At 71.6% G+C, this 26,680-nt stretch carries 24 protein-coding genes; 16 read left to right on the forward strand and 8 right to left on the reverse strand.

The window, feature by feature from the left end; translation table 11 throughout:
* Nucleotides 1–64: 64 nt before the first annotated feature.
* From E2L08_RS05625 to E2L08_RS05650, 6 genes are all read left to right on the forward strand, one after another.
* Entirely contained in the window at nt 65–1,087 is a 1,023-nt protein-coding gene (locus tag E2L08_RS05625; protein ID WP_206076970.1) for a LacI family DNA-binding transcriptional regulator, read from the forward strand.
* A gap of 151 nt (nt 1,088–1,238) precedes the next feature.
* Nucleotides 1,239–2,297 carry a sugar phosphate isomerase/epimerase family protein gene (locus E2L08_RS05630; protein WP_133396081.1) on the forward strand — a complete coding sequence of 353 codons (1,059 nt, stop codon included), beginning with the start codon at nt 1,239–1,241 and terminating at the stop codon, nt 2,295–2,297.
* A complete protein-coding gene (locus E2L08_RS05635) occupies nt 2,294–3,436 on the forward strand; it encodes a Gfo/Idh/MocA family protein (RefSeq protein WP_206076971.1) in 1,143 nt (380 codons plus the stop codon). Before E2L08_RS05630 ends, E2L08_RS05635 begins: the two co-directional genes overlap by 4 nt.
* Nucleotides 3,433–4,947 (forward strand): sugar ABC transporter ATP-binding protein, encoded by a 1,515-nt coding sequence (locus tag E2L08_RS05640; protein WP_133396082.1) that lies wholly within the window; start codon nt 3,433–3,435, stop codon nt 4,945–4,947. Before E2L08_RS05635 ends, E2L08_RS05640 begins: the two co-directional genes overlap by 4 nt.
* A complete protein-coding gene (locus tag E2L08_RS05645; RefSeq protein ID WP_168771057.1) occupies nt 4,944–5,942 on the forward strand; it encodes an ABC transporter permease in 999 nt (332 codons plus the stop codon). The genes E2L08_RS05640 and E2L08_RS05645 overlap by 4 nt, the downstream gene beginning before the upstream one ends.
* A 40-nt stretch (nt 5,943–5,982) precedes the next feature.
* Nucleotides 5,983–6,930: an ABC transporter substrate-binding protein gene (locus E2L08_RS05650; RefSeq protein ID WP_133396154.1), complete on the forward strand. Its 948-nt coding sequence runs from the start codon at nt 5,983–5,985 to the stop codon at nt 6,928–6,930.
* Between the two features lie 42 nt (nt 6,931–6,972).
* Here the strand turns inward: E2L08_RS05650 and chrA are convergent, their stop codons facing one another.
* From chrA to E2L08_RS05680, 6 genes are all read right to left on the reverse strand, one after another.
* Nucleotides 6,973–8,307 (reverse strand): chromate efflux transporter, encoded by a 1,335-nt coding sequence (gene chrA, locus E2L08_RS05655; protein WP_133396083.1) that lies wholly within the window; start codon nt 8,305–8,307, stop codon nt 6,973–6,975.
* Between the two features lie 52 nt (nt 8,308–8,359).
* Nucleotides 8,360–11,710: an efflux RND transporter permease subunit gene (locus E2L08_RS05660; protein WP_133396084.1), complete on the reverse strand. Its 3,351-nt coding sequence runs from the start codon at nt 11,708–11,710 to the stop codon at nt 8,360–8,362.
* The gene (locus E2L08_RS05665; protein WP_133396085.1) at nt 11,707–13,170 is read right to left on the reverse strand and encodes an efflux RND transporter periplasmic adaptor subunit; all 1,464 of its coding nucleotides are present in this window, start codon (nt 13,168–13,170) and stop codon (nt 11,707–11,709) included. Before E2L08_RS05665 ends, E2L08_RS05660 begins: the two co-directional genes overlap by 4 nt.
* Before the next feature lie 88 nt (nt 13,171–13,258).
* Nucleotides 13,259–13,801, reverse strand: a complete 543-nt coding sequence (gene moaB, locus E2L08_RS05670) for a molybdenum cofactor biosynthesis protein B (protein ID WP_133396086.1) — start codon at nt 13,799–13,801, stop codon at nt 13,259–13,261.
* A 1-nt stretch (nt 13,802) separates the two neighbouring features.
* Nucleotides 13,803–14,630 carry a glutathione-dependent disulfide-bond oxidoreductase gene (gene yghU, locus E2L08_RS05675; protein WP_133396087.1) on the reverse strand — a complete coding sequence of 276 codons (828 nt, stop codon included), beginning with the start codon at nt 14,628–14,630 and terminating at the stop codon, nt 13,803–13,805.
* A gap of 26 nt (nt 14,631–14,656) precedes the next feature.
* Nucleotides 14,657–15,433, reverse strand: a complete 777-nt coding sequence (locus E2L08_RS05680) for a uracil-DNA glycosylase (RefSeq protein WP_206076972.1) — start codon at nt 15,431–15,433, stop codon at nt 14,657–14,659.
* A 154-nt stretch (nt 15,434–15,587) separates the two neighbouring features.
* Between E2L08_RS05680 and E2L08_RS05685 the strand changes: the two genes are divergently transcribed.
* From E2L08_RS05685 to pyrC, 3 genes are all read left to right on the forward strand, one after another.
* Complete coding sequence (locus tag E2L08_RS05685) at nt 15,588–16,529, forward strand: aspartate carbamoyltransferase catalytic subunit (protein WP_133396088.1); 942 nt, start codon at nt 15,588–15,590, stop codon at nt 16,527–16,529.
* Between the two features lie 80 nt (nt 16,530–16,609).
* Nucleotides 16,610–17,149 (forward strand): hypothetical protein, encoded by a 540-nt coding sequence (locus E2L08_RS05690; protein ID WP_133396089.1) that lies wholly within the window; start codon nt 16,610–16,612, stop codon nt 17,147–17,149.
* Between the two features lie 63 nt (nt 17,150–17,212).
* Complete coding sequence (pyrC, locus tag E2L08_RS05695; RefSeq protein WP_133396090.1) at nt 17,213–18,472, forward strand: dihydroorotase; 1,260 nt, start codon at nt 17,213–17,215, stop codon at nt 18,470–18,472.
* Between the two features lie 101 nt (nt 18,473–18,573).
* Here pyrC and E2L08_RS05700 read toward each other — a convergent pair whose 3' ends face one another.
* The gene (locus tag E2L08_RS05700; protein WP_133396091.1) at nt 18,574–19,530 is read right to left on the reverse strand and encodes an L-threonylcarbamoyladenylate synthase; all 957 of its coding nucleotides are present in this window, start codon (nt 19,528–19,530) and stop codon (nt 18,574–18,576) included.
* Between the two features lie 126 nt (nt 19,531–19,656).
* Here E2L08_RS05700 and E2L08_RS05705 point away from each other — a divergent pair, with 126 nt between their 5' ends.
* From E2L08_RS05705 to E2L08_RS05735, 7 genes are all read left to right on the forward strand, one after another.
* Nucleotides 19,657–20,736 carry an MBL fold metallo-hydrolase gene (locus E2L08_RS05705; RefSeq protein WP_133396092.1) on the forward strand — a complete coding sequence of 360 codons (1,080 nt, stop codon included), beginning with the start codon at nt 19,657–19,659 and terminating at the stop codon, nt 20,734–20,736.
* Nucleotides 20,737–20,791: 55 nt separating this feature from the next.
* Nucleotides 20,792–20,926 carry an aa3-type cytochrome c oxidase subunit IV gene (locus E2L08_RS05710; RefSeq protein ID WP_133396093.1) on the forward strand — a complete coding sequence of 45 codons (135 nt, stop codon included), beginning with the start codon at nt 20,792–20,794 and terminating at the stop codon, nt 20,924–20,926.
* Nucleotides 20,927–20,930: 4 nt separating this feature from the next.
* Complete coding sequence (locus E2L08_RS05715) at nt 20,931–21,536, forward strand: hypothetical protein (RefSeq protein ID WP_133396094.1); 606 nt, start codon at nt 20,931–20,933, stop codon at nt 21,534–21,536.
* Between the two features lie 97 nt (nt 21,537–21,633).
* Nucleotides 21,634–22,524 carry a formate dehydrogenase accessory sulfurtransferase FdhD gene (locus E2L08_RS05720; RefSeq protein ID WP_133396095.1) on the forward strand — a complete coding sequence of 297 codons (891 nt, stop codon included), beginning with the start codon at nt 21,634–21,636 and terminating at the stop codon, nt 22,522–22,524.
* On the forward strand, nt 22,517–23,140 hold the full coding sequence (gene mobA / locus E2L08_RS05725; protein ID WP_370450631.1) for a molybdenum cofactor guanylyltransferase MobA: 624 nt from the start codon (nt 22,517–22,519) through the stop codon (nt 23,138–23,140). The genes E2L08_RS05720 and mobA overlap by 8 nt, the downstream gene beginning before the upstream one ends.
* Complete coding sequence (mobB, locus tag E2L08_RS05730) at nt 23,137–23,631, forward strand: molybdopterin-guanine dinucleotide biosynthesis protein B (RefSeq protein ID WP_133396096.1); 495 nt, start codon at nt 23,137–23,139, stop codon at nt 23,629–23,631. The genes mobA and mobB overlap by 4 nt, the downstream gene beginning before the upstream one ends.
* Nucleotides 23,628–25,760, forward strand: a complete 2,133-nt coding sequence (locus E2L08_RS05735) for a molybdopterin-binding protein (RefSeq protein WP_133396097.1) — start codon at nt 23,628–23,630, stop codon at nt 25,758–25,760. The genes mobB and E2L08_RS05735 overlap by 4 nt, the downstream gene beginning before the upstream one ends.
* Here E2L08_RS05735 and E2L08_RS05740 read toward each other — a convergent pair.
* On the reverse strand, nt 25,757–26,569 hold the full coding sequence (locus tag E2L08_RS05740; RefSeq protein ID WP_133396098.1) for a zinc-ribbon domain-containing protein: 813 nt from the start codon (nt 26,567–26,569) through the stop codon (nt 25,757–25,759). The two genes, E2L08_RS05735 and E2L08_RS05740, sit on opposite strands and share 4 nt — an antisense overlap.
* Between the last annotated feature and the right edge of the window lie 111 nt (nt 26,570–26,680).

Below are 26,680 nucleotides of genomic sequence, written 5' to 3' on the forward strand. Positions count from 1 at the left end.
TTTGCGCGGCGTAAACCTTCCGTGCAAGAAATCGTCCGCGATGTTAGCGGCCGAGAGGGTTCGGATGACAAGATCGACCATCCACGACGTGGCCCGCGTCGCAAGGGTCAGCCTTTCCACCGTCGACCGAGTCCTCAACGACCGCAACCGGGTGCGCCCCGCGACCCGCGCCCGCGTCGAAGAGGCGGTGCGCGCGCTGGGCTATGTCCGTAACGCGGCGGCGGCGAACCTGTCGCGGCAGCGCCGGTTCCGCTTTCTCTTCGTGCTGCCGGCCGGGGCCAACAGCTTCATGCGCAATCTCGAGCGCGAGGTGGTCGCCTATGCCCGGTCGCTGGCGGCCGAGGGCGTCGAGGCCGAGGTGCGGCTGGTCCCGCCCTTCGACGGGGAGGCGCTGTTTCGCGAGCTCGATGCGCTGACCCCCGGCGCCTTTGACGGCACCGCCTTCGTCGCCGTCGATTCGCCTGCCGTCCGGCGTGCCGTCGCGCGGTTGCAGGCCGCCGATCTGGGTGTCGTCACCCTGGTCTCGGACCTGCCGGCCGATCTGCGCGCGCATTTCATCGGCATCGACAATATCCGCGCCGGCCGCACCGCCGCCCGGCTGCTCGGCGGGTTCTGCGGCGACCGCGCGGGCCGGATTGCCGTCGTCGCGGGCGCGATGCGGGTGAACGACCATGCCGAGCGCTATGCCGGGTTCCGGCAGGTGCTGGCGCAGGATTTTCCCCATCTCGAGGCGCTGCCGCCGGTCGAGGCGCTGGACGACGCGGGCAGGGCCGAGACGCGGCTGGCCGCGCTGCTCGACGCGACCGAGGACGTGGTGGGCATCTACAGCCTCGGCGCGGGCAATCGCGGGGTGGTTGCCGCGCTGGGGCGCCGCGACCCGGCCCCTCCCGTCGTCGTGCACGAGCTGACCGAACATTCGCGGCGCTGGTTGCTCGAGGGCCGGATCGACGCGGTCATCCGGCAAGACCCCGCCCGCGAGGCCCGCGCCGCCCTGCGCACCCTGCTGGCCCTGTCGCAGGGCAAGCCCTTCGACCGCGACGAGAACCGCGTCGGGATCGAGATCTTCCTGCGCGACAACCTTCCCTGAACGTGCCGCGCGGCGGGGTTTCGGACGGGCGGGGGCGCAAGGCCCTTTTCCCGGCCGAAAAATGAGGTACGTTGGTCAAAACGCGGGCGACCGGCGGCGCGGCCCTGCATGACGGGGCGCGCGCGCGATCGGCACCAGAGGGGAGGATTGCATGAAGACCATCAAGGGGCCGGGCCTGTTCCTGGCGCAGTTCGCGGGCGACGAGGCTCCGTTCAACTCGTGGGGCGCGATCACGAAATGGGCGGCCGATTGCGGCTACGAGGGCGTGCAGGTGCCCGTCTGGGACAGCCGGCTCGTCGATCTCGACAAGCTCGCCGAATCGCAGGGCTATTGCGACGACTGGGCGGGCGAGGCGCGCGATAACGGCGTCGTGGTCACGGACCTCTCGACCCATATCCTCGGCCAGCTCGTCGCGGTGCATCCCGCCTATGACGCCTGGGTCGACGGGTTCGCCGCCCCCGAGGTTCAGGGCAAGCCGCAGGCCCGCACCGAATGGGCGGTCGAACAGGTCAAGAAGGCGCTGACCGCGTCGCGAAACCTCGGCATCGGGCAGCATGTCACCTTTTCCGGCGGGCTGTGCTGGCCCTTCATCTACCCGTTCCCGCAGCGCCCGCAGGGCCTCGTCGAGCAGGGCTTCGACGAGCTCGCCCGCCGCTGGCGCCCGATCCTCGATCATGCCGAGGAATGCGGCGTCGATGTCTGCTACGAGATCCACCCGATGGAGGATCTGCACGACGGCATCACCTTCGAGATGTTTCTCGAACGGCTCGACGGGCATCCGCGCTGCAACATGCTTTACGACCCGTCGCATTACGTCCTGCAATGCCTGGATTACCTCGACAATCTCGACATCTATGCCGAACGCATCAAGATGTTCCACGTCAAGGATGCCGAGTTCAACCCGACCGGCCGGCAGGGCGTCTATGGCGGCTACCAGCCCTGGGTGAACCGCGCCGGACGATTCCGCAGCCCCGGCGACGGGCATGTCGATTTCGGCGCGATCTTTTCCAAGATGGCGGCCAACGATTTCGACGGCTGGGCCGTGGTCGAATGGGAATGCGCGCTGAAACACCCCGAGGACGGCGCGCGCGAGGGTGCGCAATTCGTCCGCGACCACATCATCCGCGTGACGCCCCACGCCTTCGACGATTTCGCGGGCGGGGACGTGGACGCGGCCACCAACCGCAAGCTGCTGGGGATCGACCGATGACGCGGATCAGGCTGGGCATGGTCGGCGGCGGGGCCGACGCCTTCATCGGCGGGGTGCACCGCATCGCAAGCCGCATCGACGGGCATTACGACCTCGTCGCGGGGGCGCTGTCCTCGACCCCCGAAAAGGCCCGCGAAAGCGCCGCCGCGCTCGGGCTCGACCCCGAGCGCAGCTATGACAGTTTCGACGCCATGGCCGAGGCCGAGGCGGCGCGCCCCGACGGGATCGAGGCGGTCAGCATCGTCACCCCCAACCACGTCCATTACCGCGCCGCGCAGGCGTTCCTGTCGCGCGGCATCCATGTCATCTGCGACAAGCCCCTGACCGCGACCTTCGACGATGCCGAGGCGATGGAGCGGGCGGTGCGCGACAGCGACGCGCTGTTCGTGCTGACCCATAACTACACCGGCTATCCCATGGTCCGGCAGGCCCGCGCCATGGTCGAGGACGGCCAGATCGGCACGATCCGCGTCGTTCAGGTCGAGTATCCGCAGGACTGGATGACCAGTTCGGTCGAGAACGAGGGCGTGAAACAGGCCGAGTGGCGCACCGATCCCGAACGCGCCGGCGCGGGCGGGGCCATCGGCGATATCGGCACCCATGCCTACAACCTCGCAGGCTTCGTCACCGGGTTGACCGGCGCCGAACTCGCCGCCGATCTCAGCAGCTTCGGCGCGGGGCGCAAGCTCGACGACAATGCGCACATCCTGCTGCGCTACGAGGGCGGGGCGCGGGGGATGCTGTGGTGCAGCCAGGTCGCGCCCGGATGCGAGAACGGGCTGCGCCTGCGCGTCTATGGCGACAGGGGCGGGCTAGAATGGGCGCAGGAGGATCCCAATTACCTCTGGTTCACGCCGCATGGCGAACCCACCCGCCGCATCACCCGCAACGGCGCCGGCGCGACCGATCCCTCGACATCCGTCAGCCGCATCCCGCCCGGCCACCCCGAGGGCTATCTCGAGGGTTTCGCCAACATCTACACCGAGGCCGCCGCCGCGATCCGCGCCGTTCAGGACGGCCAATCGCGCGAGGCGGCGATGGGCAAGCTGCCCGGCATCGCCGCCGGGATGGAGGGGATGGCCTTCATCCGGGCCTGCGTGACCTCGGCGCGCGACAACGCCGCCTGGGTCGCCATATGACCGCCAGCCCCGTCCTGGCGCTCGATCGCGTCAGCAAGAGCTTCGGGCCGATCGAGGTGCTGCACGGCATAGACCTCGCCCTGCGCGCGGGCGAGGTGCTGGCGCTGATCGGCGAGAACGGGGCGGGCAAGTCCACCACCATGAAGATCCTCGCCGGATACCAGCCGGCAAGCTCGGGCCGCATCCTTCTCGACGGAGAGGAGATCACCTTCGGCTCGCTGCACGAGGCCGAGATGGCCGGGATCGTGATGATCCATCAGGAGTTCAACCTCGCCGAGCAGTTGACCGTCGAGCAGAACATCTTTCTCGGGCGCGAGCTTCGGCGGGGATGGCTGCTCGACAAGGCGCGGATGCGGCGGCTGACGCGCGAATATCTCGACCGGGTCGAATGCCGCGTGCATCCCGACACGCTGGTTTCGGAGCTGTCCAATTCCGACAAGCAGATGGTCGAGATCGCCAAGGCGCTCAGCCGCGACGCGCGGGTGCTCATCATGGACGAGCCGACCGCGGTTCTGACCGGCACCGAGACGCGCGTGCTGTTCGAGCAGGTGCGCGCGATGAAGGCCGCCGGGACCGCCATCCTGTTCACCTCGCACAAGCTGGGCGAGGTGGCCGAGATCGCCGACCGCGTCACCGTGCTGCGCGACGGCGCCTTGGTCCATGACGGCCCCGTCGCGGAAATCACCGAGGACGCGATGGCCACCGCGATGGTCGGGCGCGACGTCTCGGACCTCTATCCCGCCAAGCCCGGAGACGCGTCCGACGGCGAAATCCTGCTGCGGGTCGAGGGGCTCGACGTGCCGGGCCATGCCAGCGACATCGGGTTCGAACTGCGCCGCGGCGAGATCCTGGGGATCGCCGGGCTGATCGGCTCGGGCCGCACCGAGGCGATGGAGGGGCTTTGCGGTCTGCGCCCCGCCCATGCCGCCCGCATCGAGATCGCGGGCCGGACCGTGACCATCGACCGCCCCGGCGACGCGCTGGCCAATGGGCTGTGCTACCTCACCGAGGATCGCAAGCTGCGCGGGCTGCTGCTCGACAAGGGCCTGCGCGAGAACCTGACGCTCCAGGCGCTGCACAAGTTCGGCGGCATCCTGATCGACACCGCCGCCGAGGAGCGCGCGCTCGACCGCGCGATCGAGACCTTCGACATCCGCGCCGGGCAACGCGGCGTGCGCGTCGGCAACCTCTCGGGCGGCAACCAGCAGAAACTGCTTCTGGCCAAGGTGATGCAGTCCGACCCCGCGATCCTGATCGTGGACGAGCCGACGCGCGGCATCGACATCGGCACCAAGCAACAGATCTATTCCTTCCTGCGCGACCTGGCCCGCGAGGGCTGCGGCATCGTCATGATCTCGTCCGAAATGCAGGAGGTCATCGGCCTCGCGGACCGGGTGATGGTGATGCGGTCGGGCCGGATCGCCGGCGTCCTGTCGGGCGACGGGATCACCGAGGACGCCATCGTGAGGCATGCGATGGGCGTCGGCCAAATGGAAAAGGCAGCGTCATGACCACCGATACCGCCCCACCCGCCGCGCGGCGCACGCTCCCCTCCATGAGCGTGCTGGGCCCCGTCATCGCGCTGGTCGTGCTGATCGTGATCGGCGCGCTGCTCAACCCGAATTTCCTCGGGCCGGCCAACATCACCAACGTGCTGGCCCGCTCGGCCTTCATCGGCATCATCGCCGTGGGCATGACCTTCGTCATCACGGCGGGCGGGCTCGACCTGTCGGTGGGCTCCATGGCCGCCTTCATCGCGGGGCTGATGATCCTCGTGATGAATGCGGCGCTGCCGACGCTGGGCGTGGGCGTGCCGATCATCCTGCTGGGCATGGCCGTGGCGCTGATCGCGGGCATCCTCGCGGGGCTTCTCAACGGGTTTCTCATCACCGCGCTGGGGATCGAGGCCTTCATCGTCACGCTGGGCACGATGGGCATCTATCGCAGCCTCGTGACGTGGCTTGCCGATGGCGGCACGCTCAGCCTGGATTTCGAGCTGCGCGGCTTTTACCGGCCGGTCTATTTCGACGGCATCCTCGGGGTGAGCTGGCCGATCATCGTGTTCGCGCTGACCGTGATCGCGGGCGAGATCCTGTTGAGCCGCGCGCGTTTCGGGCGGCATTGCGCGGCCACCGGGTCGAACGAGCATGTCGCGCATTATTCCAACGTCGACGTGAACCGTACGCGGCTGCTGACCTATGCCATGCTGGGGATGCTGGTCGGCGTGGCGACGATCATGTACGTGCCGCGCCTCGGCTCGGCCTCGGCCTCGACCGGCGTCCTGTGGGAGCTCGAGGCCATCGCCGCCGTCATCATCGGCGGCACGCTGCTCAAGGGCGGGTTCGGCCGCGTCTGGGGCACCGTGATCGGCGTGCTGATCCTGAGCATGATCGACAACATCCTTAACCTGACCGACCTGGTCTCGCCCTATCTCAACGGCGCGATACAGGGGGTCATCATCATCCTCGCGGTGATCTTGCAGCGAGGGGCCAAGGCGAAGGGCTGACGACCCCGCCATTTCCAGGGAGGAAACTCGAATGTCCTACATGAAGACGATGCTCGCCGGTTGCACGGCGCTGGCCTTGACGACGGGCGCGGCGCTGGCGCAGGACGGCGAAACCAAGGTGATCGGCGTCTCGATCCCCGCCGCGACCCATGGCTGGGCGGGCGGCATGAACTTTCACGCCCAGCAGACCGTCGAGCGCCTCGAAGAGGTCTATCCCCAGCTCGATTTCGTCCTGTCCACGGCGTCGGACCCCGGCAAGCAGGTGAACGACATCGAAGACATGGTCGCCACGCGCAACATCGACGCGCTGGTGGTCCTGCCCTTCGAATCCGACCCGCTGACGCCGCCCGTCCAGGCCGTCGCCGAAAGCGGCGCATGGGTCACGGTCGTCGATCGCGGCCTCTCGGTCGAGGGGGTCGAGGATCTCTACGTCGCCGGCGACAACCCCGGCTTCGGCCGCGTCTCGGGCGAATACATGGCCAGCCGGATGCCCGATGGCGGCAAGATCGTCGTGCTGCGCGGCATCCCCACCACCATCGACAACGAGCGCGTCGAGGGGTTCCAGCAGGCCATCGAGGGCTCGGGCATCGAGGTTCTCGACATGGAGCACGGCAACTGGAACCGCGACGACAGCTTCAACGTGATGCAGGATTTCCTGTCCAAGCACGAGCAGATCGACGCGGTCTGGGCCTCGGATGACGACATGGCGGTGGGCGTTCTGGCCGCCATCGACGCGGCGGGCCGCGACGACATCCAGTTCGTCCTCGGCGGCGCCGGCATGAAGGAGATGATCAAGCGCGTCATGGATGGCGACGAGATGATCCCCGCCGACGTCACCTATCCGCCCTCGATGATCGCTACCGCGATCGAGATGACCGCCGTCGGCCTGACCTCGAACGCGCCCGTCTCGGGCAAGTTCACCATCGGCTCGGTGCTGGTCACGCCCGAGAACGCCGAGCAGTTCTACTATCCCGACAGCCCGTTCTGATCGTTCGCGCCGGGCGGGGATCTCTTCGCCCGGCGCCCCCTTTCACCCCGCCAGCACCAGCCCCGCGCCCAGTGCGGCGCAGGCGGCCAGCGTCGCGGGCACGCCCCATCGCACCCGCATCAGCAGCAGCGCCGCCACCGCCGCCACCACCGCCCCGCGCCAGTCGAAGCTCGCGATCTCGGGCAGGGCGATGCGGGCCGGCCCGGCCGCGACGGTCCCGACCTCGCCAAAGAGGACATGCAGCCCGAACCACAGCGACAGGTTGGCGATGACGCCGACCACGGCCGCCGTCACCCCCGCCAGCGCCGCGCGCAGCCGCGGCCGCGCCGAGATGCGGTCGATCCAGGGCGCCCCGGCAAAGATCCACAGGAAACACGGCGCGAAAGTCGCCCAGAGCGTCACCGCCGCCGCCCCCAGCCCCCAGAGCAGCGGCGAAGCGCCGGCCGGCGCCGCGCGATGCCCGGCGAGGTATCCCACGAACTCGGTCACGAGGATCAGCGGCCCCGGCGTCGTCTCGGCCAGCCCCAGCGCGTCGAGCATCTCGGCGGTGCTCAGCCATCCCTGCGTCGCGACCGCCTCCTGCGTCATGTAGGCCAGCACCGCGTAGGCCCCGCCGAAAGTCACCGTGGCCAGCACCGAAAAGAACCGCGCCACGTCGCCGAACACCTCGGGCGCGAGCGCGCCCACGACCGCAAGCGGCCCGAGCCAGATCGTGAGCCACAGCGCCGCGGTGGCGAGCGTCGCGGCCAGCGGATGACGGCGCCCGACGGCGCGGACGGGCGGGGCCGCGGCCTCTGCGGGCCGGGACAGGCGCAGCGCGCCCCATGCCGCCGCGCCGATCACCACCAGCGGATAGGGCAGCGCGAACACGAACAGCGCGGCAAAGGCCGTGCCCGCGATCACCGCCGCCTCGGGGCCGACCAGCGCCCGGCGCGCCACGCGCAGCAGCGCCTCGACCACGATGGCCAAGACCGCCGCCTTGACCCCGAGAAACAGCGCCTCCACCGCCGGCAGGTCGCCGAACCGCGCGTAGAGTGCGGCCAGCACCGCGATCAGCACCGCGCCCGGCAGCACGAACAGCCCCCCGGCCACCAGCCCGCCGCGCACCCCGTGCATCCGCCACCCGGCATAGGTGGCAAGCTGCATCGCCTCGGGGCCGGGCAGCAACATGCAGAAAGAGAGGGCGTCGAGGAACTGCCGCTCGGTCAGCCAGCGGCGCTCGTCGACGACCATCCGGTGCATCAGCGCGATCTGCGCCGCCGGGCCGCCAAAGGACAAAAGCCCGATCCGCCCCCAAACCGGCCAGGTCGCGCCGAGCGTCGGGGCCGGGGGCGTTTTCGCCTCGTGATCGGGGTCGCCGGGGGTCCGCGCAGCCATGCGCCGGACGGTGCCCCGGATGCCGGGCGGCCGCAAGCCGCCCGCACGCGCCTCAGGCCCGGCGGGATCGCGGCCGCGGCAGCGCCGCCGCCACCGCGACCGCCAGCACGGCGATCCCCGCGACTCCGGCGGCAAAGGCGGCAAAGCTGGCGATCCCCCCGCCCAGCGGCAGCAGCGGCGCGCCCGTCACAGCCCATGCGCCGACCGTCGCCGCGAACCACAGCGCGGCGGCGACAGCCCCGCCGGTGACGACGGCGCGCACCCCGCCCCGCCGTATCCTCAGGGCCCGGCGCAGAGCGCGCAGGCTGCGCCCCGCATCGAGCTGCATCGCCGTCATTGCGGGCACCAGCAGCAGCACCAGCGCCATGCCGAAGCCCAGGCCATAGACCAGCGTGATGATCGTCGGTTTGAGGAACTGCGCCTGCGACGAGGACTCATACAGCAGCGGCGTCAGCCCCAGAACCGTGGTCAGCGTGGTCAGCAGCACCGGGCGCAGGCGGTCGCACGTGGCATCGACGATGGCCGGGATCAGGCCGCGCCGCTCGGCATATTCGTCGATGGTGGTCACGAGCACGATCGAGTCGTTGATGACGATCCCCGTCATGCCGATCAGCCCCACGATCGAGAACATCGACAGCGGCACCTCCCAGACGTAATGGCCCCAGACCGCGCCGACGAGGCCGAAGGGGATCACCGCCATGACCACGACGGGGCGGGTCCAGCTCGCAAAGATCCACGCGAGGCACAGGTAGATCCCGATCAGGCACAGCACGAGCCCCAGCAGCGCGTCGGCAAGGAACGCGTCCTCGTCCTCGGACAGGCCGGCCAGCCGGGTGGTCACGCCGAATTCCTGCTCGAGCGCGGGCAGGATCGTGGCGCGCAGCGTCTCGGTGATCTCGGTGGCGCGGGCGGGGTCGTCCTCGGACAGGTCGCCCGTCACGCTGACGAGACGGATGCCGTTCTCGCGCCGGATGGTCGAGAACCCCTCGCGGTCGGTGACGCGCACGAGATCGGGCAGGGCGGCGAACCCGCCGCCGGGCGTGGCCAGCACCACCCGGTCGAGGAAATCGGCCGTCATCTCGTCCTCGGGCAGCTCCACCCGGATCTCGCCCGAGCGATTGCCCACCGGATAGGTCGCGGCCTCGATCCCCGACAAACGGTCGCGCAGCCGCTGGCCGATCCCGTCGATGGTAAAGCCCAGCGCCTCGCCGCGCGGGGTCAGCTCGAGGATCAGCTCGCGCTTGTCGTAGGCCAGCGTATCCTCGAGCGCCGAGACCTCGGGGAACCGCGCCAGCCGCGTCTTGAGCGCCTCGGCCGCCTCTTTCAGCGTGGCGACCGGCGCATCGGCGATCTGCACGTCGAGCGCGTCACCCCCCGGCCCCGACCGCCAGCCGCGGAAACTGAGCTCCTCGAGCAGCGGATGGCGCACCACCTCGTCCTGCAACCGCGCCACGAACTCGAAGCTCGAATAGGGGCGCAGGTCGGGGTCGATCAGCTCGACCGAGATCGCGCCCAGCAGGTCGGGCTCGGTGTTCTCGGTCCCCGACAGGCCCGGCCCGGCGGTGCCGCCGACCTCGGCGATGGCATAATCGACGGGGCTGCGGCCGAACTCCTCCTCGTACTCGGCGCCCAGCCGGTCGAGCGTCTCCTGGATCAGCCGCACCTGCTCCAGCGTATCGGCGCGCGTGGCGCCCGCCGACATGGCGAAATTGCCGGTGACGCTGCCCCGCTCGGGCGCGTTGAAGAACCGCCACTGCACCTCGCCCGAGATGAACAGCACCGCCTGGAGCGACAGCAGCCCGACCGCCCCCGCCAGCACCGGGTAACGCGCCCAGATCACCAGCCGGATGAGCGGGCGAAAGAGACGGTCGCGCACGACGCCGAAGCCGCGATTGACCGTCCGCGACGGCAGGTCGTACCAGCGCAGCCCGGCGCCCACCGTATGCGACAGGTGATTGGGCAGGATCAGGAAACACTCGACCAGCGAGGCGGCGAGAACCGCGATCACCGTAAAGGGAATGTCCGAGATCAGCCGCCCGAAGGTGCCGCCGATGACGACAAGCCCGAAAAAGGCGATCACCGTGGTCAGGGTCGACGAGAACACCGGCGCGAACATGCGCCGGGCGGCGTTCTCGGCGGCCTCGACCGGGCCTTCGCCCAGCACGCGGGCGCGGAAATCGGCGTGTTCGCCCACGACGATGGCATCGTCGACCACGATGCCCAGCGTGATGATGAGCGCGAACAGCGAGATCATGTTGATCGTCAGCCCCGCCGCATACATCATCGCGATGGCCGCCAGCATCGCCACCGGGATGCCGGCCGCCACCCACAACGCCGTGCGCGCGTTCAGAAACAGAAACAGCAGCCCCACGACCAGCGTCAGCCCCAGCAGCCCGTTGTCGAGCAGGATGGTCAGGCGCCCCGAGATATACTCGGCCCGGCCGCGGATCAGGTCGATCTCGACCCCCTCGGGCAGGCTCGCGCGCATCGCGTCGGCCACCTCTTCGACGGTGGCCTGTATCTCGAGCGCGTCGCCCGCCTCGGTGCGGTCGACGCGGACCGAAACGGCCGGGTTCTCGCCGACGAAATAGGCGCGTTCGCGGTCGGGGCCTTCCTCGACGACGCGGGCCACGTCGCCCACGGTCAGGGCGCTGCCGTCGCTCTGGGCGCGCAGCACGATGCCCGCCACCTCTTCGGCGCCGCGTTTCTCGACACCGACGCGCACCCGCGCCGTGCCGCCCACGTCGCCCGCGGGGTTGGCATCGGTTTCGGCGCCGATGGCCTGCGCGATCTGCGCCAGCGTCAGGTCGTATTGCACCAGCGCCATCGACGGCACCTCGACCAGCACGCGCGGCGCGGCGATGCCGCGGGTGGTGGTGCGGGTCACGCCTTCCTGGAACAGGCGGGTGGTGAACTCGTCGGCGATGCGGCCGAGCTGACCGACCGAGACCGGCCCGGTGATGACCACGTCCGTCACCCGGTCGCGCCAGCCGCCGCGGCGGATCGTCGGGTCCTCGGCCGCTTCGGGCAGGTCGTTGGCCTCGTCCAGCGCCGTCTCGACATCGTCCGATGCCCGGCCCATGTCCCAGCCCGGCTCGAACTCGAGCGAGATGACGGCGCTGCCCTCGCCGGCGCGCGAGCTGCTTTCGGTCACGCCCTCGACGGCCAGCAAGGCCGGTTCGAGCACGGCCACGATGCCGGTATCCACGGCATCGGCCCCGGCACCGGGCCACGCGATGCTGACGGTGATCTCGTCGCTGACTACGTCGGGAAAGAACTGCGCGCGCATCCGCGGCGCGGCGAACAGCCCCGCCACGATCAGCAGAAGCAAGAGCAGGTTCGCCGCCGTCCGGTGCCGCGTGAAATACGACAGCAGCCCGCCCGCGCCCGCGAACCGCCTCATCCGCTGCCCTCGATGCGGGCGACGACGCCCGCGGGCACACGCTCGGCCCTCAGCTGGGTGAGCATCCGCGCCTTGTCGTCCTCGGCCATCGCGTCATCGCCCTCGACGCGGGCGATCAGCGACGCGCGCCGCTCCGCGCTCAGCTCGACCAGGTCCTCGGCGGGCGGGGCGGCGGTGCGCGCGGCGCGGTCCTCGGGGCGCAGCGGGCGCACCTTGATCCCCGCGCCCAGCAGCGGCGAGCGTTCGGCCACGACCTCGCGCCCGTCCAGATCCGGGGCGCGCACCAGCACCGTGTCGCCCTGCCGGCGCAACAGCTCGACCGTCGCCAGCTCGAGCCGGTCGTCGGCGCCCAGCACCAGCACGCCGCCCGCGCTGTCCACCGCCGCGGCGGGCAGCCACGCCACCTCGGCAAGCTCGGGCTCGGCCACGCGGACCCGGACGAAATCGCCGGGCCGGAACCCCTCGGGGGCGGCGAGCCGCGCGTATAGCCTGCGCCCCGTTTCGCCCTCGGCCACGGCGGCGGCCTCGCGCGTGATGGTGGCGGGGCTCTCGATGGCGAGATCCCCGACCTCGAGCGAGACCTCGGCCGCGGTATCGGCGAGCGGCCCGCCCTCGCCGCGCAGGCGGGCATATTCCTGGGTCGAGACGCGGAACACGACCTCGAGCGCCTCGGGATCGACCAGCGTCGCAAGCTGTTCGTTGGCGCTGACCAGCCCGCCCTCGGTCGCCGTCACATCGGCCAGCCGGCCGCCGAAGCGCGCCGTGATCTCGGTATCGCCGAGCAAGCGGCGCGCATCGTCCAGCGCGATGCGGCGCCGTTCCAGCGCGGTCTCGGCCGAGGCGATGCGCGCCTCGGCGGCGGCCAGCGCCTGCCGCCGCGACAGGACCGCCTGCCGCGCGGTCTGAAGCGCGAGCTCGGCCTCCTCGACGGCGGCGGCGGCATTGATGCCCCGCTCGGACAGGTCGCGCTGGCGGGCAAGGGCACGGTCGCGCAGATCGACCTGTGCCCGCGTGGTCTCGAGATCGTCGCGGGCGAGATCCAGCGCGCGACGCGCATCGGCTAGTTCGGCCTCGGCATCGGCGAGATCGGTGCGCGCTACCGCCAGCCCCCGCTCGGCTGCGACGGGGTCGATGCGGAACAGGAGCTGCCCCGCGTCGACGCTGCCGCCTTCCTCGACGCCGGGGCCCATCTCGACCACCCGCCCGGCGGTGGCGGCGCGCACCTGGAGGCTGCGGCGACTCTCGATCCGGCCGAAGGTCGACAGCACCGGCACCGCGTCGCCCGAGGCAAAGGGCACGACATTGGCGGCATAGACGCGTTCCTCGGCCTGGCGGGGGCGGATCTCGCGATTGGCCCGCTCTTCGAGCGCGCTGCGCACCGTCCCGCCGGCAAGCGCCAGAAGCCCCGCGGTCAGCGAGACGAGGAACAGTCCCGTCAGGGCACGTCTGAGAAAGCGCATGGTCGGTTCCCGGCGTTATCAGGCACATATAACCATGCGCGCCCGGCGGACAAACCACGCGGGCGTGAGCCGCGCGCCGGGCGGACGGTCATTTACGGCGCAGGTGTTCGTCGAGCCGCGGCATGATCTCGACGAAGTTGCAGGGCCGGTGGCGATAGTCGAGCTGCAGCGACAGGATCTCGTCCCAGGCATCGCGGCAGGCGCCCGGCGATCCGGGCAGCGCGAAAAGATAGGTGCCCTGCGCCACACCGCCGCAGGCCCGGCTCTGCACCGCCGAGGTGCCGATCTTGGCAAAGGACACCTGCGTAAAGACCACGCCGAAGGCGTCGATCTCTTTCTCGTAGACGTCGCGATGCGCCTCGACGGTGACATCGCGCCCGGTCAGCCCGGTGCCCCCGGTGCTGAGGATCACGTCGACCTGCGGATCGGCGCACCACGCCCTGAGCTGCGCCGCGATATCGGCGCGCTCGTCGCGCACGATGGCGCGATGGGCGAGGATGTGGCCCGCCCCGGTCAGGCGTTCGACCAGCGTATCGCCCGACCGGTCGTCGGCTTCGCCGCGGCTGTCCGAGACGGTCAGAACCGCGATGCGGCAGGGGATGAACTCGAGCGTTTCGTCTATGCGCCCCATGTCAAAGCCCCTCGATCCCGTCGAAATCCGCGGCCGAGTGACGCTCGCGCAGCCCCCCGTCGAGCTTGTTGACCAGCTTGCCGCGCCGGACCGCCGGACGCTCGGCGATCTCGTCGGCCCAGCGGCGGACATGGGTATAGTCCTGCACCGACAGGAACGTGCCCGCGCCATAGCTTTCGCCGAAGACGGTGCGCCCGTACCACGGCCAGGTCGCGATGTCGGCGATGGTGTAATCCTCGCCCGCGAGGAACCGGTGCTCCGCGAGGTGGCGGTCCAGCACGTCGAGCTGGCGCTTGACCTCCATCGCGTAGCGGTTGATCGGGTATTCCATCGGCTCGGGCGCATAGGCGTAGAAATGCCCGAACCCCCCGCCCAGGTAGGGCGCCGAGCCATGCAGCCAGAACAGCCAGGACAGCATCTCTGGGCGGTTCGCGCCGAGGAAGGCGTCGAAGCTCTCGGCCAGGTGCATCAGGATCGCGCCCGATTCGAACACGCGCCGGGGCGCCGCGCCGCGCAGATCCACTAGCGCGGGGATCTTGGAGTTGGGATTGGCCGCGACGAAGCCCGAGCCGAACTGCGCGCCCTCGCGGATCTCGATGGGCCAGGCGTCGTATTCGGCCCCCGCGTGGCCGGCCTCGAGCAGCTCTTCGAGCAGGATCGTCACCTTCTGCCCGTTGGGCGTACCCAGAGAATAGAGCTGGAGCGCATGATCGCCGCGCGGCAGTTCGGCGTCATGGGTGGCGCCCGCGACGGGGCGGTTCAGGCTGCCCCATGTCCCGCCGTTCTCGGCGTCCCAGGTCCAGACCTCGGGGGGGGTGTAGTCGGTCATCGGTGCAATCTCCGTCAGTGAACAGGTCAGCCGATCCGCGCCGCGAGGGCGAGCAGATCGGCCCAGGCGTCGCGCTTGGCGGCGGGCACGCGTAAAAGGTGGGCGGGCGAGAGCATCGGCAGGACCGGACGGCCTAGCGCCTCGGTCCAGCCGCCGCGCAACCGCCCGATGCCGTCGCGCCCCAAAAGCATCCGGCAGGGCAGGTTGCCCATCGCCACCACGATTCGCGGATCGGCCAGCGCGATGTGGCGTTCGAGAAAGGGCTGCATGGCGGCGATCTCGTCCGGCTCGGCGTCGCGGGTCTGCGGCAGCCGCCACGGCATCGCCGCCGCGAGATAGATGTCGCCGCCCGCGCGCGACATCCCGATCGCCGCGAACATCCGGTCGAGCAGCGCGCCCGGCGCCCCGGCAAAGGGGTGGCCCGCATTGTCCTCGTCGCGGTCGGGCGCCTCGCCCACCACCATCACCGGTGCGCCCGGATCGCCGTCGGAAAACACGAGGTTGCGCGCGCCCTGCTTGGCCTCGATCCCCTCGAAGGCGGCGAGCGCGTGGCGCAGCCCCTCGAGATCGGCGGCGGCCCTGGCCACGGCGCGCGCCTGCGCCGCCGGGTCGGGCCGCGCATCGGGCGCGCGCGGCGCATCGGCCACGGGCGGCGCGGCCGCCGCGGCCGCTTTCGCCTCGGCCGCCGCGTGCGCGGCGGCATAGCGGTCCACGGGCGTCTCGCAGATCGCCTCGTCGGCGCCGAGTTCGACCTGCCATTCGAGACAGGCCAGCGCGTCGTGATACTCAGCCGGGTCCAGCATGACCGCAGAGCTACGCCCTGTCGCGCCCCGCGGCAATGGAGGCGCCGCCCCCGCACGCGGAGTTGGGTATTTGGGAAGAGAAGAAAGACGGAAAACCGGTGGCGGGCGGCGCCCGGTTCGCGATAGACGGGGGCGCGATCGAGGGAGCGGCGCCATGACATTCCGGCAGAACCATCTTCTGGGCATCGAGCCGCTGGCCCCCGACGAGATCACCGCCATTCTCGATCTCGCGCAGGATTACGTCGCGCTCAACCGCGGCCCCGAGAAACATTCCCGCGCGCTGGCCGGGCTTACCCAGATCAACATGTTCTTCGAGACCTCGACCCGGACGCAGGCGAGTTTCGAGATCGCGGGGCTGCGGCTCGGGGCGGACGTGATGAGCATGTCGATGGAGGCGAGTTCGATCAAGAAGGGCGAGACCCTGATCGACACCGCGCTGACGCTGAACGCGATGCATCCCGACCTGCTGGTCGTGCGCCACCCCCATTCGGGCGCCGTCGGGCTCTTGGCGCAAAAGGTCGATTGCGCCGTGCTGAACGCGGGCGACGGCCGCCACGAACACCCCACTCAGGCGCTTCTGGATGCGCTCACGATCCGCCGTGCCAAGGGCCGGCTGCACCGCCTGACCGTCGCCATCTGCGGCGACATCGCCCATAGCCGGGTCGCGCGGTCCAACATTTTGCTGCTGGGCAAGATGGAGAGCCGGATCCGCCTTGTCGGGCCGCCGACCCTGATCCCCGCGGGCGCGGCCGATTGGGGCGTCGAGGTCTGCCACGACATGCATGCGGGGCTCGAGGGGGCCGACGTGGTGATGATGCTGCGCCTACAGAAAGAGCGGATGGATGGCGGGTTCATCCCGTCCGAGCGCGAGTATTTCCACCGCTACGGGCTGGATGCGGCCAAGCTTGCCCGTGCGAAGGACGACGCCATCGTGATGCATCCCGGCCCCATGAATCGCGGGGTCGAGATCGACGGCACGATCGCCGACGACATCAACCGCTCGGTCATCCAGGAACAGGTCGAGATGGGGGTCGCGGTGCGCATGGCGGCGATGGACCTGCTGGCGCGCAACCTGCGCGCGGCCCGCGCGGCGTGACCGCGCATCCGCAGCACCCTAGGGAACCCGCAGCGGTCCACGGGCGCTGAGCGGGACACAACCGCAACGAGGCGCCCGCCATGTCACAGACCGTCGACCTGTCATCCGCCGACCGCGTGTTCGTCTTTGCGCTCGACCTGGCCATGGCCGAGGCCGAGCGGATCGAGGGCGACGCCCGTCGCCTCGCACGCCTTTTCGACGGCGCCGAAATCGACGTGGGCAAGGCCCATGTGCTCGACCCCAAGGCGCTGGCGGGGCTGGGGCTTGCCGCCTATCTCGCCGAGGGCGAGGGGGTCGAGGCCACCGCCGCCGGGCGCGACCGCTCGCGCCTCGACGCGGTGCAGCGGCCGGTGCTGATCCTGCGCCCCGGCGCCGGGCGCGGCCGCGTCACGGTGGGCACCCCCGCAAGCCTGATCGGGAGCTATCCGCTCGAGACCGCGCTGGGCGATACCGGTCCGGTCCGCAGCACCAGCGCCGAAACCCCAGATGCCACGGCCGCGCCGCCCCCCGCCGCGCCGCGGGACGGCGCGTCGTCGCGCCGCGCGGGCGGCATCGTGGCGATGATCGCGCTGGGCGTCGCGCTGCTCATCACCTTTCTCGTCTGGGCGATCTCGGTCTGAGACCCGCGTTGCCCCGGCGGGCGCGCGGCGTTATCCCGTGGCACGCGCCGCCGGGAGATTGCCATGACCCTCCGTTTCATCAATGCCCGTCTCGTCGATCCCGAGGCGGGAGAGACCCGCGAGGGCGAGCTCTGGGTCGAGGACGGGCGGATCGCCGCGCCGGGTGATCCGCAGGCCGAGACCGTGGATTGCCGCGGCGCCTGCCTTGCACCCGGTATCGTCGATTGGGGCGTCAAGGTCAGCGAACCGGGCGAGCGCCACAAGGAGAGCTTTCGCACCGCCGGGCGCGCCGCCGCGCGCGGCGGGGTCACGACGATGGTCACGCGCCCCGATACCGACCCGCCCATCGACACGCCCGAGGTGCTGGAATTCGTCCACCGCCGTGCCCAGGCCGATGCGCGCGTGCGCGTCGTGCCCATGGCCGCCCTGACCAAGGGGCGCGAGGGGCGCGAGATGACCGAGATCGGGCTTTTGCGCGACGCGGGCGCCGTGGCCTTCAGCGATTGCGACCGCGTCGTCGCCGATACCCGCGTGTTCGCCCGCGCGCTGACCTATGCGCGCAGCCTCGGCGCGCTGGTCGTGGCCCATCCGCAGGATCCGGGGCTGAGCCGCGGTGCCGCGGCCAGCGCCAGCGCCTTCGCGTCGCTGCGCGGCCTGCCCGCGGTCAGCCCGATGGCCGAGCGCATGGCGCTCGACCGGGACATGGCGCTGATCGAGATGACGGGCGCATCCTATCACGCCGATCAGGTCACCTGTGCCCGCGCGCTGCCGGCGCTGAGCCGGGCCAAGCGCAACGGGCTGGACGTGACCGCCGGGATCGGCATCCACCACCTGACGCTGAACGATTACGACGTCGGGGATTATCGCACGTTCTTCAAGCTCAAGCCGCCCCTGCGCCCCGAGGACGACCGCCGCGCGCTGGTCGAGGCGGTGGCCTCGGGGCTGGTGGACGTGATCTGCTCGATGCACACGCCGCAGGACGAAGAGAGCAAGCGTCTGCCCTTCGAAGAGGCGGCGAGCGGGGCGGTCGGGCTCGAGACGCTGCTGCCCGCGGCGCTGCGGCTTTACCATGCGGGCGACCTGTCGCTGGCGGCGCTGTGGCGGGCGATGTCGCTGAACCCGGCGCGGCGGCTGGGCCTGCCGGTGGGGCGGCTGGCCGTGGGCGCGCCGGCCGACCTGGTGCTGTTCGACCCGGACGCGCCTTTCGTGCTGGACCGGTTCGCGCTGGCGTCGAAATCCAAGAACACGCCGTTCGACGGTGCGCGGATGCAGGGGCGGGTGCTGGGCACCTGGGTCGGCGGGGCGCGGGTCGCGACCGACTGAACCCCTGCTGTATTCGATTTTTCATCCGAAAAATCGCTTTCCGAGGGTAACGGGCGCGGGTTTACAAAGCGTTGACGGCGGGCGGTGGGGCCGCCGAAATTTCACTCCCGCGGGGCAGCGGCCCGGCGCAGGCGGTCGTTGATGGCGCGGCCCAGCCCCCGCTCGGGGACGGGCGAGACCGCGATTGCGGCGTGGCCCGCGCGGTCCAGCATCTGAAGATGGCGAAACAGCATCGCCGCCGCCTCGGTCAGGTCGCCCGCGCGCGACAGGTTCAACTCGGCCTCGACCGAGCCGAACCCCAGCAGCACCTCGCCCGGCCGCAGATCGGTCGCGTTCAACCGGACCTGCCCGCGCGGCGCGTAATGCGACGCCATCTGCCCCGGCGCGCTGGGCGCCGCGGGGTCGTCCGCGCCCTCGGCCGGCATTTCGCCCAGCACGCGGGCCAGCGCCTCGGCGGGCACGCCGCCATGGCGCAGCAGCCGCGGCCCGCCCGTCAGCGACAGGATGGTGGATTCCACCCCCACCGCGCAGGCGCCGCCGTCGAGCACGGCGTCGATCCGCCCGTCGAGCCCGGCCAGCACATGCGCGGCCTCGGTCGGGCTGACCCGGCCCGAGGGGTTGGCGCTGGGCGCGGCCACCGGGACGCCCGACCGCGCGAGGATCGCGCGGGCCAGCGCCGTGCCCGGCACCCGGACGGCGACGCTGTCCAGCCCCGCGCTGACCAGGGGCGACAAAAGCCCCCCCGCGCGCCGGGGCAGGACGAGCGTCAGCGGGCCGGGCCAGAAGGCCGCGGCCAGCGCGCGGGCCTGCGGGCCCATCTCGGCCACCGCGGCCGCCGCGTCGGTATCGGGCAGGTGCACGATCAGCGGGTTGAACCGCGGCCGTCCCTTGGCCTCGAAAATCCGTGCCACGGCCCGGTCGTCTGTCGCGTCGGCACCCAGCCCATAGACCGTCTCGGTGGGGAACGCGACGAGCCCGCCCCCGCGCAGCAGATCCGCCGCGCGCGCGATGCCGGCCGCGTCGGAGGCCAGCCGTTCGGTCTCTCTGCCCTCGGTCATGCCCGGCCCCCGGTTGCCGTCGGCGGCGGCCGGGGCCAGATTGCGCCCGTCCGCCCAGTGAAAGATCCGCCATGGCCTATCCCGCCCGCTTGCCCGACCGCAAGCATTCCGGTCGCCGCGCGGCCCATGCCGTCTGACCGCGCGCGCGGCCCCCGCCCCGAGCCGTTGCGGTTCCTCGTCCCGTCGCCGCCCCGGTTCGGCGCGCCGGTCGAGATCGCGCCGGGCCTGCGCTGGCTGAGGCTTCCGCTGCCCATGGCGCTCGATCACGTGAATTGCTGGATGCTCGACGAGGGCGCGGGGGTGGCGGTGGTCGATACCGGGCTCGACACGCGGCGGACGCGGGCGCTGTGGCGCGCGGCGCTGGACGGGCGGCGGGTGACGCGCGTTCTGTGCACCCATCATCATCCCGACCACATGGGTCTCGCCGGCTGGTTCGCGGAAACCCACGGTGCCGAGATCCTCATGCCGCGGACCGGCTGGCTGACGGCGCGCAGGCTGCAACGCGACGTGCAGGACCGCCCCGCGCCGGAAACGGTGGCCTTCTGGCGCGCGGCCGGGATGGATGCGGCCATCCTGTCGGCCCGGCTGGCCGAGCGGCCCTTCAACCTCGCCGATGTCACCGCGCCCCTGCCGCCGGGCCATACCCGGTTGCGCGGCGACACGCGGATCGTGCTGGGCGGCCGGCGCTGGACCGTCCGCATGGGCGAGGGGCATGCGCCCGAACATGCGACGCTCTGGGACGAGGCGGGCGGGATCGTGCTGGGCGGGGACCAGATGTTGCCCTCGATCTCGCCCAATCTCAGCGTCTATCCCTCCGCGCCCGAGGCCGACCCGGTGGGCGACTGGCTCGCCTCCTGCGCGCGGCTGCGGGGCCATGCCCGCGACGGGATGACGGTGCTGCCGGGGCACGGGCTGCCCTATCGCGGGCTCGCCAGGCGGCTGGGCCAGATGATCGACAACCACCTGGGCGCGCTCGACCGGCTGCGCGCGCATCTCGCACGGCCGCGCACCGCCTGCGCCTGTTTCACGCCGCTTTTCGGCCGCGAGATCGGGGCGGGGGCCTATGGCCTCGCGCTGGGCGAGGCGGTGGCGCATTGCCAGCACCTCGTTCACCGGGGCGAGACGCGGCGCGACCGCGACCCCGCCACGGGCGCGTGGCTCTATCGCATGGCGAACGCGGGCGAGGGCGCGGATCTGCCCCGGTGACAGCCCTGCCCGAATGGTCTAAGACCCGCGACGACACGCGCAACGGAGCACCGCGATGGCCAAGCACACCCCCGGCTCGATGGATATCGAAGAGCAGGAAAAGACCTTCAACGGGTTCATCAAGTGGACCACGCGCCTGACGATCGGCATCATCGTCGCGCTGATCCTGCTTTATATCGTCAACGGCTGAGCGGGTGTTCCGCCCGGTCGCGGCGGGCGTCGCGCTGGCCGCGCTCGCGGCCTGCGGCGGGGCCGACCTGCCCGCGGATGACGCGCCCCTGGCCGAGGTGCAGCGCCGGGCCTATTCCGACGGCGGCGCCACGCAGATCAAGCTTTTCACCGTCCTGCGCGAGGGCGAGACGCAGGGGCTGCATACCGCGCTGCTGATCGACGGGCAGCGGCGCGTGCTCTGGGATCCGGCGGGCAGCTTTTCCCTGCCCATCGTGCCCGAACGGGGCGACGTGCTGCACGGCATCACGCCGCGGGTCGAGCTTGCCTATACCGATTACCACGTCCGCGGCGATATCGAGATGACGGTGCAGACCCTGCCCGTGCCGCCCGAGACCGCCGCGCGGCTGACCGGGCTGGTCGAGGCGCATGGCGCCGCCGACAAGGCCACCTGCGCCCGCGAAACCAGCGCCATCCTGCGCGAGGCGGGGTTCGACCTGCCGCAGACCTGGTATCCGCGCGTGCTCATGCGCGGCTTCGGCGCGCTGCCGGGGGTCGCCACCGTCCGCATCGACGAGGCGACGGTCGACACCTCGCACGGCGTCACCTTCGTCGGGCCCGGCGCGGGCTAGCGGCGGCGCTCTGGCATCCCGCTTGAGGCCGCTCTAGGGTCGGGCGGGCGGCCCGGCCTGGCCGGGGCGCGCACCCCGCAACCGACCCGAGGCCGCCATGCCCGCCGACGATATCCCCGTGTCCGACCGCCCCGGCTACCTGATCGCGCCCGACCCCGAGGCGCCCCGCCTGACCCGCGCGGTCGAGGGCACCGATCACGAGGGCCGCGCGCAGACCATCGCCGTGGTCGAGGAACGGCCCCTGACCATCTATCTCAACGGCCAGGAAATCGTCACCGCCATGACCATCGGCGACTATCCCGACCTTCTGGCGCTGGGATTCCTGCGCAACCAGGGGATGCTGCGCGACGGCGAGACGGTGACGGGGGTGGACCATGACGACGATCTCGACGTCGTGGTCGTGCGCACCGACCGCCCCACGAATCACGAGGAAAAGCTGGCGCGCAAGACCCGCACCAGCGGGTGCGCCGTGGGCACCGTGTTCGGCGACATGATGGAGGGGCTCGAGGCGCTGACCCTGCCCCCCGCCGAGATCCGCACGAGCTGGCTCTATGCGCTGGCCGAGCGGATCAACACCACCCCATCGCTCTATCTCGGCGCCGGGGCCATTCACGGCACCGTCCTGTGCCAGGGCGACCGCCCGCTCGTCTACATGGAGGATGTCGGCCGCCACAACGCCGTCGACAAGGTGGCGGGATGGATGCTCAGCACCGGCACCGGGCCCGCCGACAAGATCCTCTATACCACCGGGCGCCTCACCTCGGAAATGGTCATCAAATGCGCCCATATGGGGATTCCGGCGCTGGTGTCGCGCTCGGGCTTTACCGCCTGGGGGGTCGAGATCGCGCGGCAGGTCGATCTGACGCTGATCGGGCGGATGCGGGGGCGGCGCTTTGTCTGCCTGTCGGGCGAGCACCGCCTGATCCGCGATGCCGATCCCGCGGGTGCATCCTCGGACCGCCCCCGGCGGAGCGCCGATCATGGCTGAGCCGGTGACGGCGCCCCTGGGCGTGATCCTGGCCGGCGGGCAGGCGCGGCGCATGGGCGGGGGCGACAAGGGCCGGCTCGAGATCGGGGGGCGCAGCATCCTCGATCACGTCCGCGACCGGCTGGGGCCGCAGGTCGAGGCGATGGCGCTCAACGCCAATGGCGACCCGGCGCGTTTCGCCGATACCGGCCTGCCGGTTCTCGCCGACAGCATCGACGGGTTCGCCGGGCCGCTGGCCGGGGTGCTGGCCGGGCTCGACTGGGCGGCGGGGCAGGGCGCGCGCCATATCGTCACCGTCGCAGCCGATACGCCGTTCTTTCCCGCCGATCTCGTGCCGCAGCTTTTGCTGGCGGCCGAGGCGCAGGGCAAACCCATCGCGCTGGCCGCGACGCCGGACCCCGAACGCGGGATCGCGCGGCATCCGACCTTCGGGCTCTGGCCCGTGGCGCTGCGCGAGGATCTGCGCGCCGCGCTTGCCGCGGGCACGCGCAAGGTCGTCGCCTGGACCGACCGGTACGGCACCGCGCTGGCCAGTTTCCCCGTCGACCGGGGCGACCCGTTCTTCAACGTGAACACCCCCGACGATCTCGCCCGCGCGCGCGAGCGGTCGGCATGAGGGTCTTTGGCGTGACCGGCTGGAAGAACGCCGGAAAGACCGGGCTGATGGAGCGTCTGGTGGCCGAGTTCACCGGCCGCGGCGTGTCCGTCTCGACGCTGAAACACGCCCATCACAGTTTCGACGTGGACCCGCCCGGCAAGGACAGCCGCCGCCACCGCGAGGCGGGGGCGCGGCAGGCGATGCTGTCCAGCAGCAACCGCTGGGCGCTGATGACCGAGCTGCGCGGCGCGCAGGAGCCGACGCTCGCCGATCTGCTGGCGCGGCTCGACCCGGTCGACCTGGTGCTGATCGAGGGTTGGAAACGCGACCGTCACCCCAAGGTCGAGGCCTGGCGCGCCGAGACCGGGCACCGGCTGATCGCGCCGGGCGATCCGACGATCCGCGCCGTGGCGGCCAAGGGCGATCCGGGGCCGCTCGACCGCCCGCTGCTCGACCTCGACGACACGGGCGCCATCGCCGATTTCATCGCGGCGGAGGTGGGGCTGTGAGGGGGTTCGACACGATCCTCGTCGTGGACTGGTCCGCCGCCGAAGGCGTGCGCCGGGCCGAACGCGATTCGATCTGGATCGGCGCCGTGAGGGACGGTATGGCCGAGAAACCCCGCCCCATGCCCACCCGCCGCGAGGCCGAGACCTGGCTCGCCGACCGGATCGGGTCCGAAATCGCGGCCGGCCGGCGCGTCATGGCGGCGTTCGACTTTCCGTTCGGCTACCCGGCCGGCTTTGCCGAGGCCGTCACCGGGGCGTCCGATCCGCTGCGGCTCTGGGACTGGCTGGCCGAGCGGATCGAGGACGATGCGCGCGGTCGCAACAACCGCTTCGAGGTGGCCGCGGACCTGAACCGGCTTTTCCCCGGAACCGGCCCGTTCTGGGGCAAGCCGCACCGGGACCGTTTCCCCGACATCCCCTATCACGGCCGGTCCCGCGACGGGCACGGTATGGCCGAGAAACGCGCTTGCGAGGTCGCCTCGGGCGCCTCTTCCAGCGTGTGGCAGTTGTTCTTCAACCCGACCGTCGGCAGCCAGGCGCTCATGGGTCTGCCGATGCTCTCGCGCCTGCGCCGGATCGAGGGCCTCGCGGTCTGGCCGTTCGAGCCCGTCGACGACGCCCCGGCGGTTCTGGCCGAGATCTGGCCCGGCCTGATCGAGCAGGCCGTCAGGGGCAGGGAGGGCATCCGCGACATGCAGCAGGTCGCGCGCCTTGCCTGGGCGTTCTCGCGGCTTTCCACTGCCGAGCTGACCGATATGATGGACGTGGACGCGCCCGAAGAGGGCTGGATCCTCGGGGCCGGTCACGGCCCGCGCCTGACGGAGCTTGCCATGACCGCGCCCGATCCGATGGCCGACCCGCCCCCCGCCGCACGCGCCCCCCTCGAACCTCCGCCCCTGTCGAACGACTGTTTCGCCCTGCCGCCCGGCGTTCACTGGACCCCGGTCGACGAGGCGCTGGACCTTCTGCGCGCGCGGCTCTCGCCCGTGGCGGGGCGCGAGACGGTCCCCGCGGTGGGGGCGGATGGCCGCATCCTCGCGGCCGATGCGGTGGCGCGCCGGGCCAACCCGCCGGGGGCCAACAGCGCGGTGGACGGCTACGGCTTCGCCCACGAAGCGACCGGCGCCGGGCCGCAGCACCTGCCGCTGATCGCGGGGCGCGCCGCTGCGGGGGCGCCCCTTGCCGGCGCCGTGCCGCGGGGGCAGGCGGTGCGCATCCTCACCGGGGCGCTGATCCCCGAAGGGGTCGATACCGTCGTGCTCGAAGAGGACACGCGCACCGATGGCACGGCCATCGCCTTCAACGGGCCGGTCAAGCGCGGTGCCAATACCCGCCGCGCGGGCGAGGATGTCGATGCGGGCGCGGTGCTGCTGCCCGCGGGCCACGCGCTGCGCCCCGCCGACCTGGCGCTGTTGGCCGCGACCGGTGTCGCCGAGGTCGAGGTGTTCCGCCGGCTGCGCGTGGGCGTTCTGTCCACCGGGGACGAGCTGGGCGCGCCGGGCGTCGATCCCGATCCGGCCGTCACCTATGACGCGAACCGTCCGATGCTGCTCGCGCTGGCCGCGCGCTGGGGCCACGAGCCGGTCGATCTGGGCCATTGCGCCGACGACCGCGACGCCCTGCGCGCCGTTCTGGACGGGGCGGGCACCGATGTGATCGTGACCTCGGGCGGGGCCTCGGCGGGCGACGAGGATCACGTCTCGGCGTTGCTGGGCGAGACCGGCAGCCTTGCCGCGTGGCGCATCGCGCTCAAGCCCGGCCGCCCTCTGGCGCTGGGCATCTGGAAGGGGCGGCCCGTCTTCGGCGTGCCCGGCAACCCGGTCGCGGCCTTTACCTGCGCGCTGATCTTTGCGCGCCCGGCGCTGTCGCTGCTGGCGGGCGGCGGCTGGCGGGCGCCCCTGGCCATGACGGTGCCCGCGGGGTTCGCCAAGCGCAAGAAGGCCGGGCGGCGCGAGTTCCTGCGCGCCCGGCTGCGCGACGGGCGGGCCGAAGTCTTTGCCTCCGAAGGGTCGGGGCGCATCTCGGGGCTGGCCTGGGCCGAGGGGTTCGTCGAACTGCCCGACGGCCCGGCCGAGATCGCGCCGGGCGATCCGGTGCGGTTCCTGCCCTATGCGGGGTTCGGGCTTTAGCCCGCCAGACCCGCGATGGCCGAGGCCGCGCTTTGCAGCAGCGCGTCGACCTGCGCGCGCATCCCGTTCGCCGCCTCGACATAGCCCGCCAGCGCGGGCCTGAGCGACGGCACCGCCTCGGCCAGCGCGGGGGCAAGGAGGTAAAGCGCGACGAGCCCCGCTCCCAGCGCCACGACCAGCGCGAATCCCACCCTGAAGCCGCCGCGCCCGCCGGACTCGTCACCTTCGGGATCGGCATCGGGCCCGGCGCTGCGGCCGGTGAGGGTCGAATTGATCTCGTCGATATCGGGCAGCAGGTCGCCGCGCGAGGCGGCGGCGCGGCGCGCGTCCTCGGTGGTGCGGCGGATGCGGGGCGGGGCGCCCGGGGACGCGGGGTCGGGCACCGCCTGCGGCCCCTCGTGCATCGCCGCGTCGAGCGGCCCGGCGGCGGGCTCGGGCGCGTCCTGCGCCGCATCCGTGTCGGCCGTCGCACGGGCCTCGGCCTCGGCCTCGGCGCGGCGGGTGCGGCGGGCGGCGGCCTCGCGCTCGGCCTCCTCGCGCAGGATGCGCCGCGTCTCGGGGTCGAGCTCGCGCTTGGGCGGCTCGGGCGGCTCGAACCCGTCATCGCCGGCGTCGTCCCCGTCGCCGCCGTCGTCGTCGTCATCCGCGATATCCTCGGGACGGGGCGCGGGGGGCGCGATCCGGGCGCCCGGCGGGGTAAAGAACCACATATGGCCGCATGTCGAACACTGCACGTCGCGCCCGTTCTCTGGGATGAGGCCGGGGTCTATCTCGTATTCCGCCGCGCAGTTTGGGCAGGTCAGCCGCATCGTCCCATCCGATCTGCCGCCCGAAACTCCGGTCCCGCGGGCGGCTGTGAGCGTTTCTAGCGATTCGCGCCGGGCTTTCAAAGCCTTGCCGACACGGACGATTGAATCGGC

This window comes from Palleronia sediminis, assembly GCF_004358695.1.
Taxonomy (GTDB): Bacteria; Pseudomonadota; Alphaproteobacteria; order Rhodobacterales; family Rhodobacteraceae; genus Palleronia; species Palleronia sediminis.

Excerpts from the sequence above, each read along its gene's own strand:
- E2L08_RS05625 (WP_206076970.1), top strand. The coding sequence starts at position 65 with ATGACAAGATCGACCATCCACGACGTGGCCCGCGTCGCAAGGGTCAGC.
- E2L08_RS05635 (WP_206076971.1), top strand. The coding sequence starts at position 2,294 with ATGACGCGGATCAGGCTGGGCATGGTCGGCGGCGGGGCCGACGCCTTC.
- E2L08_RS05720 (WP_133396095.1), top strand. The coding sequence starts at position 21,634 with ATGCCCGCCGACGATATCCCCGTGTCCGACCGCCCCGGCTACCTGATC.
- E2L08_RS05700 (WP_133396091.1), bottom strand. The coding sequence starts at position 19,530 with ATGACCGAGGGCAGAGAGACCGAACGGCTGGCCTCCGACGCGGCCGGC.
- mobA (WP_370450631.1), top strand. The coding sequence starts at position 22,517 with ATGGCTGAGCCGGTGACGGCGCCCCTGGGCGTGATCCTGGCCGGCGGG.
- pyrC (WP_133396090.1), top strand. The coding sequence starts at position 17,213 with ATGACCCTCCGTTTCATCAATGCCCGTCTCGTCGATCCCGAGGCGGGA.
- E2L08_RS05640 (WP_133396082.1), top strand. The coding sequence starts at position 3,433 with ATGACCGCCAGCCCCGTCCTGGCGCTCGATCGCGTCAGCAAGAGCTTC.
- E2L08_RS05690 (WP_133396089.1), top strand. The coding sequence starts at position 16,610 with ATGTCACAGACCGTCGACCTGTCATCCGCCGACCGCGTGTTCGTCTTT.
- chrA (WP_133396083.1), bottom strand. The coding sequence starts at position 8,307 with ATGGCTGCGCGGACCCCCGGCGACCCCGATCACGAGGCGAAAACGCCC.
- E2L08_RS05665 (WP_133396085.1), bottom strand. The coding sequence starts at position 13,170 with ATGCGCTTTCTCAGACGTGCCCTGACGGGACTGTTCCTCGTCTCGCTG.
- E2L08_RS05710 (WP_133396093.1), top strand. The coding sequence starts at position 20,792 with ATGGCCAAGCACACCCCCGGCTCGATGGATATCGAAGAGCAGGAAAAG.
- E2L08_RS05650 (WP_133396154.1), top strand. The coding sequence starts at position 5,983 with ATGAAGACGATGCTCGCCGGTTGCACGGCGCTGGCCTTGACGACGGGC.
- yghU (WP_133396087.1), bottom strand. The coding sequence starts at position 14,630 with ATGACCGACTACACCCCCCCCGAGGTCTGGACCTGGGACGCCGAGAAC.
- E2L08_RS05685 (WP_133396088.1), top strand. The coding sequence starts at position 15,588 with ATGACATTCCGGCAGAACCATCTTCTGGGCATCGAGCCGCTGGCCCCC.
- E2L08_RS05705 (WP_133396092.1), top strand. The coding sequence starts at position 19,657 with ATGCCGTCTGACCGCGCGCGCGGCCCCCGCCCCGAGCCGTTGCGGTTC.
- mobB (WP_133396096.1), top strand. The coding sequence starts at position 23,137 with ATGAGGGTCTTTGGCGTGACCGGCTGGAAGAACGCCGGAAAGACCGGG.
- E2L08_RS05680 (WP_206076972.1), bottom strand. The coding sequence starts at position 15,433 with ATGCTGGACCCGGCTGAGTATCACGACGCGCTGGCCTGTCTCGAATGG.
- moaB (WP_133396086.1), bottom strand. The coding sequence starts at position 13,801 with ATGGGGCGCATAGACGAAACGCTCGAGTTCATCCCCTGCCGCATCGCG.
- E2L08_RS05645 (WP_168771057.1), top strand. The coding sequence starts at position 4,944 with ATGACCACCGATACCGCCCCACCCGCCGCGCGGCGCACGCTCCCCTCC.
- E2L08_RS05740 (WP_133396098.1), bottom strand. The coding sequence starts at position 26,569 with ATGCGGCTGACCTGCCCAAACTGCGCGGCGGAATACGAGATAGACCCC.
- E2L08_RS05630 (WP_133396081.1), top strand. The coding sequence starts at position 1,239 with ATGAAGACCATCAAGGGGCCGGGCCTGTTCCTGGCGCAGTTCGCGGGC.
- E2L08_RS05660 (WP_133396084.1), bottom strand. The coding sequence starts at position 11,710 with ATGAGGCGGTTCGCGGGCGCGGGCGGGCTGCTGTCGTATTTCACGCGG.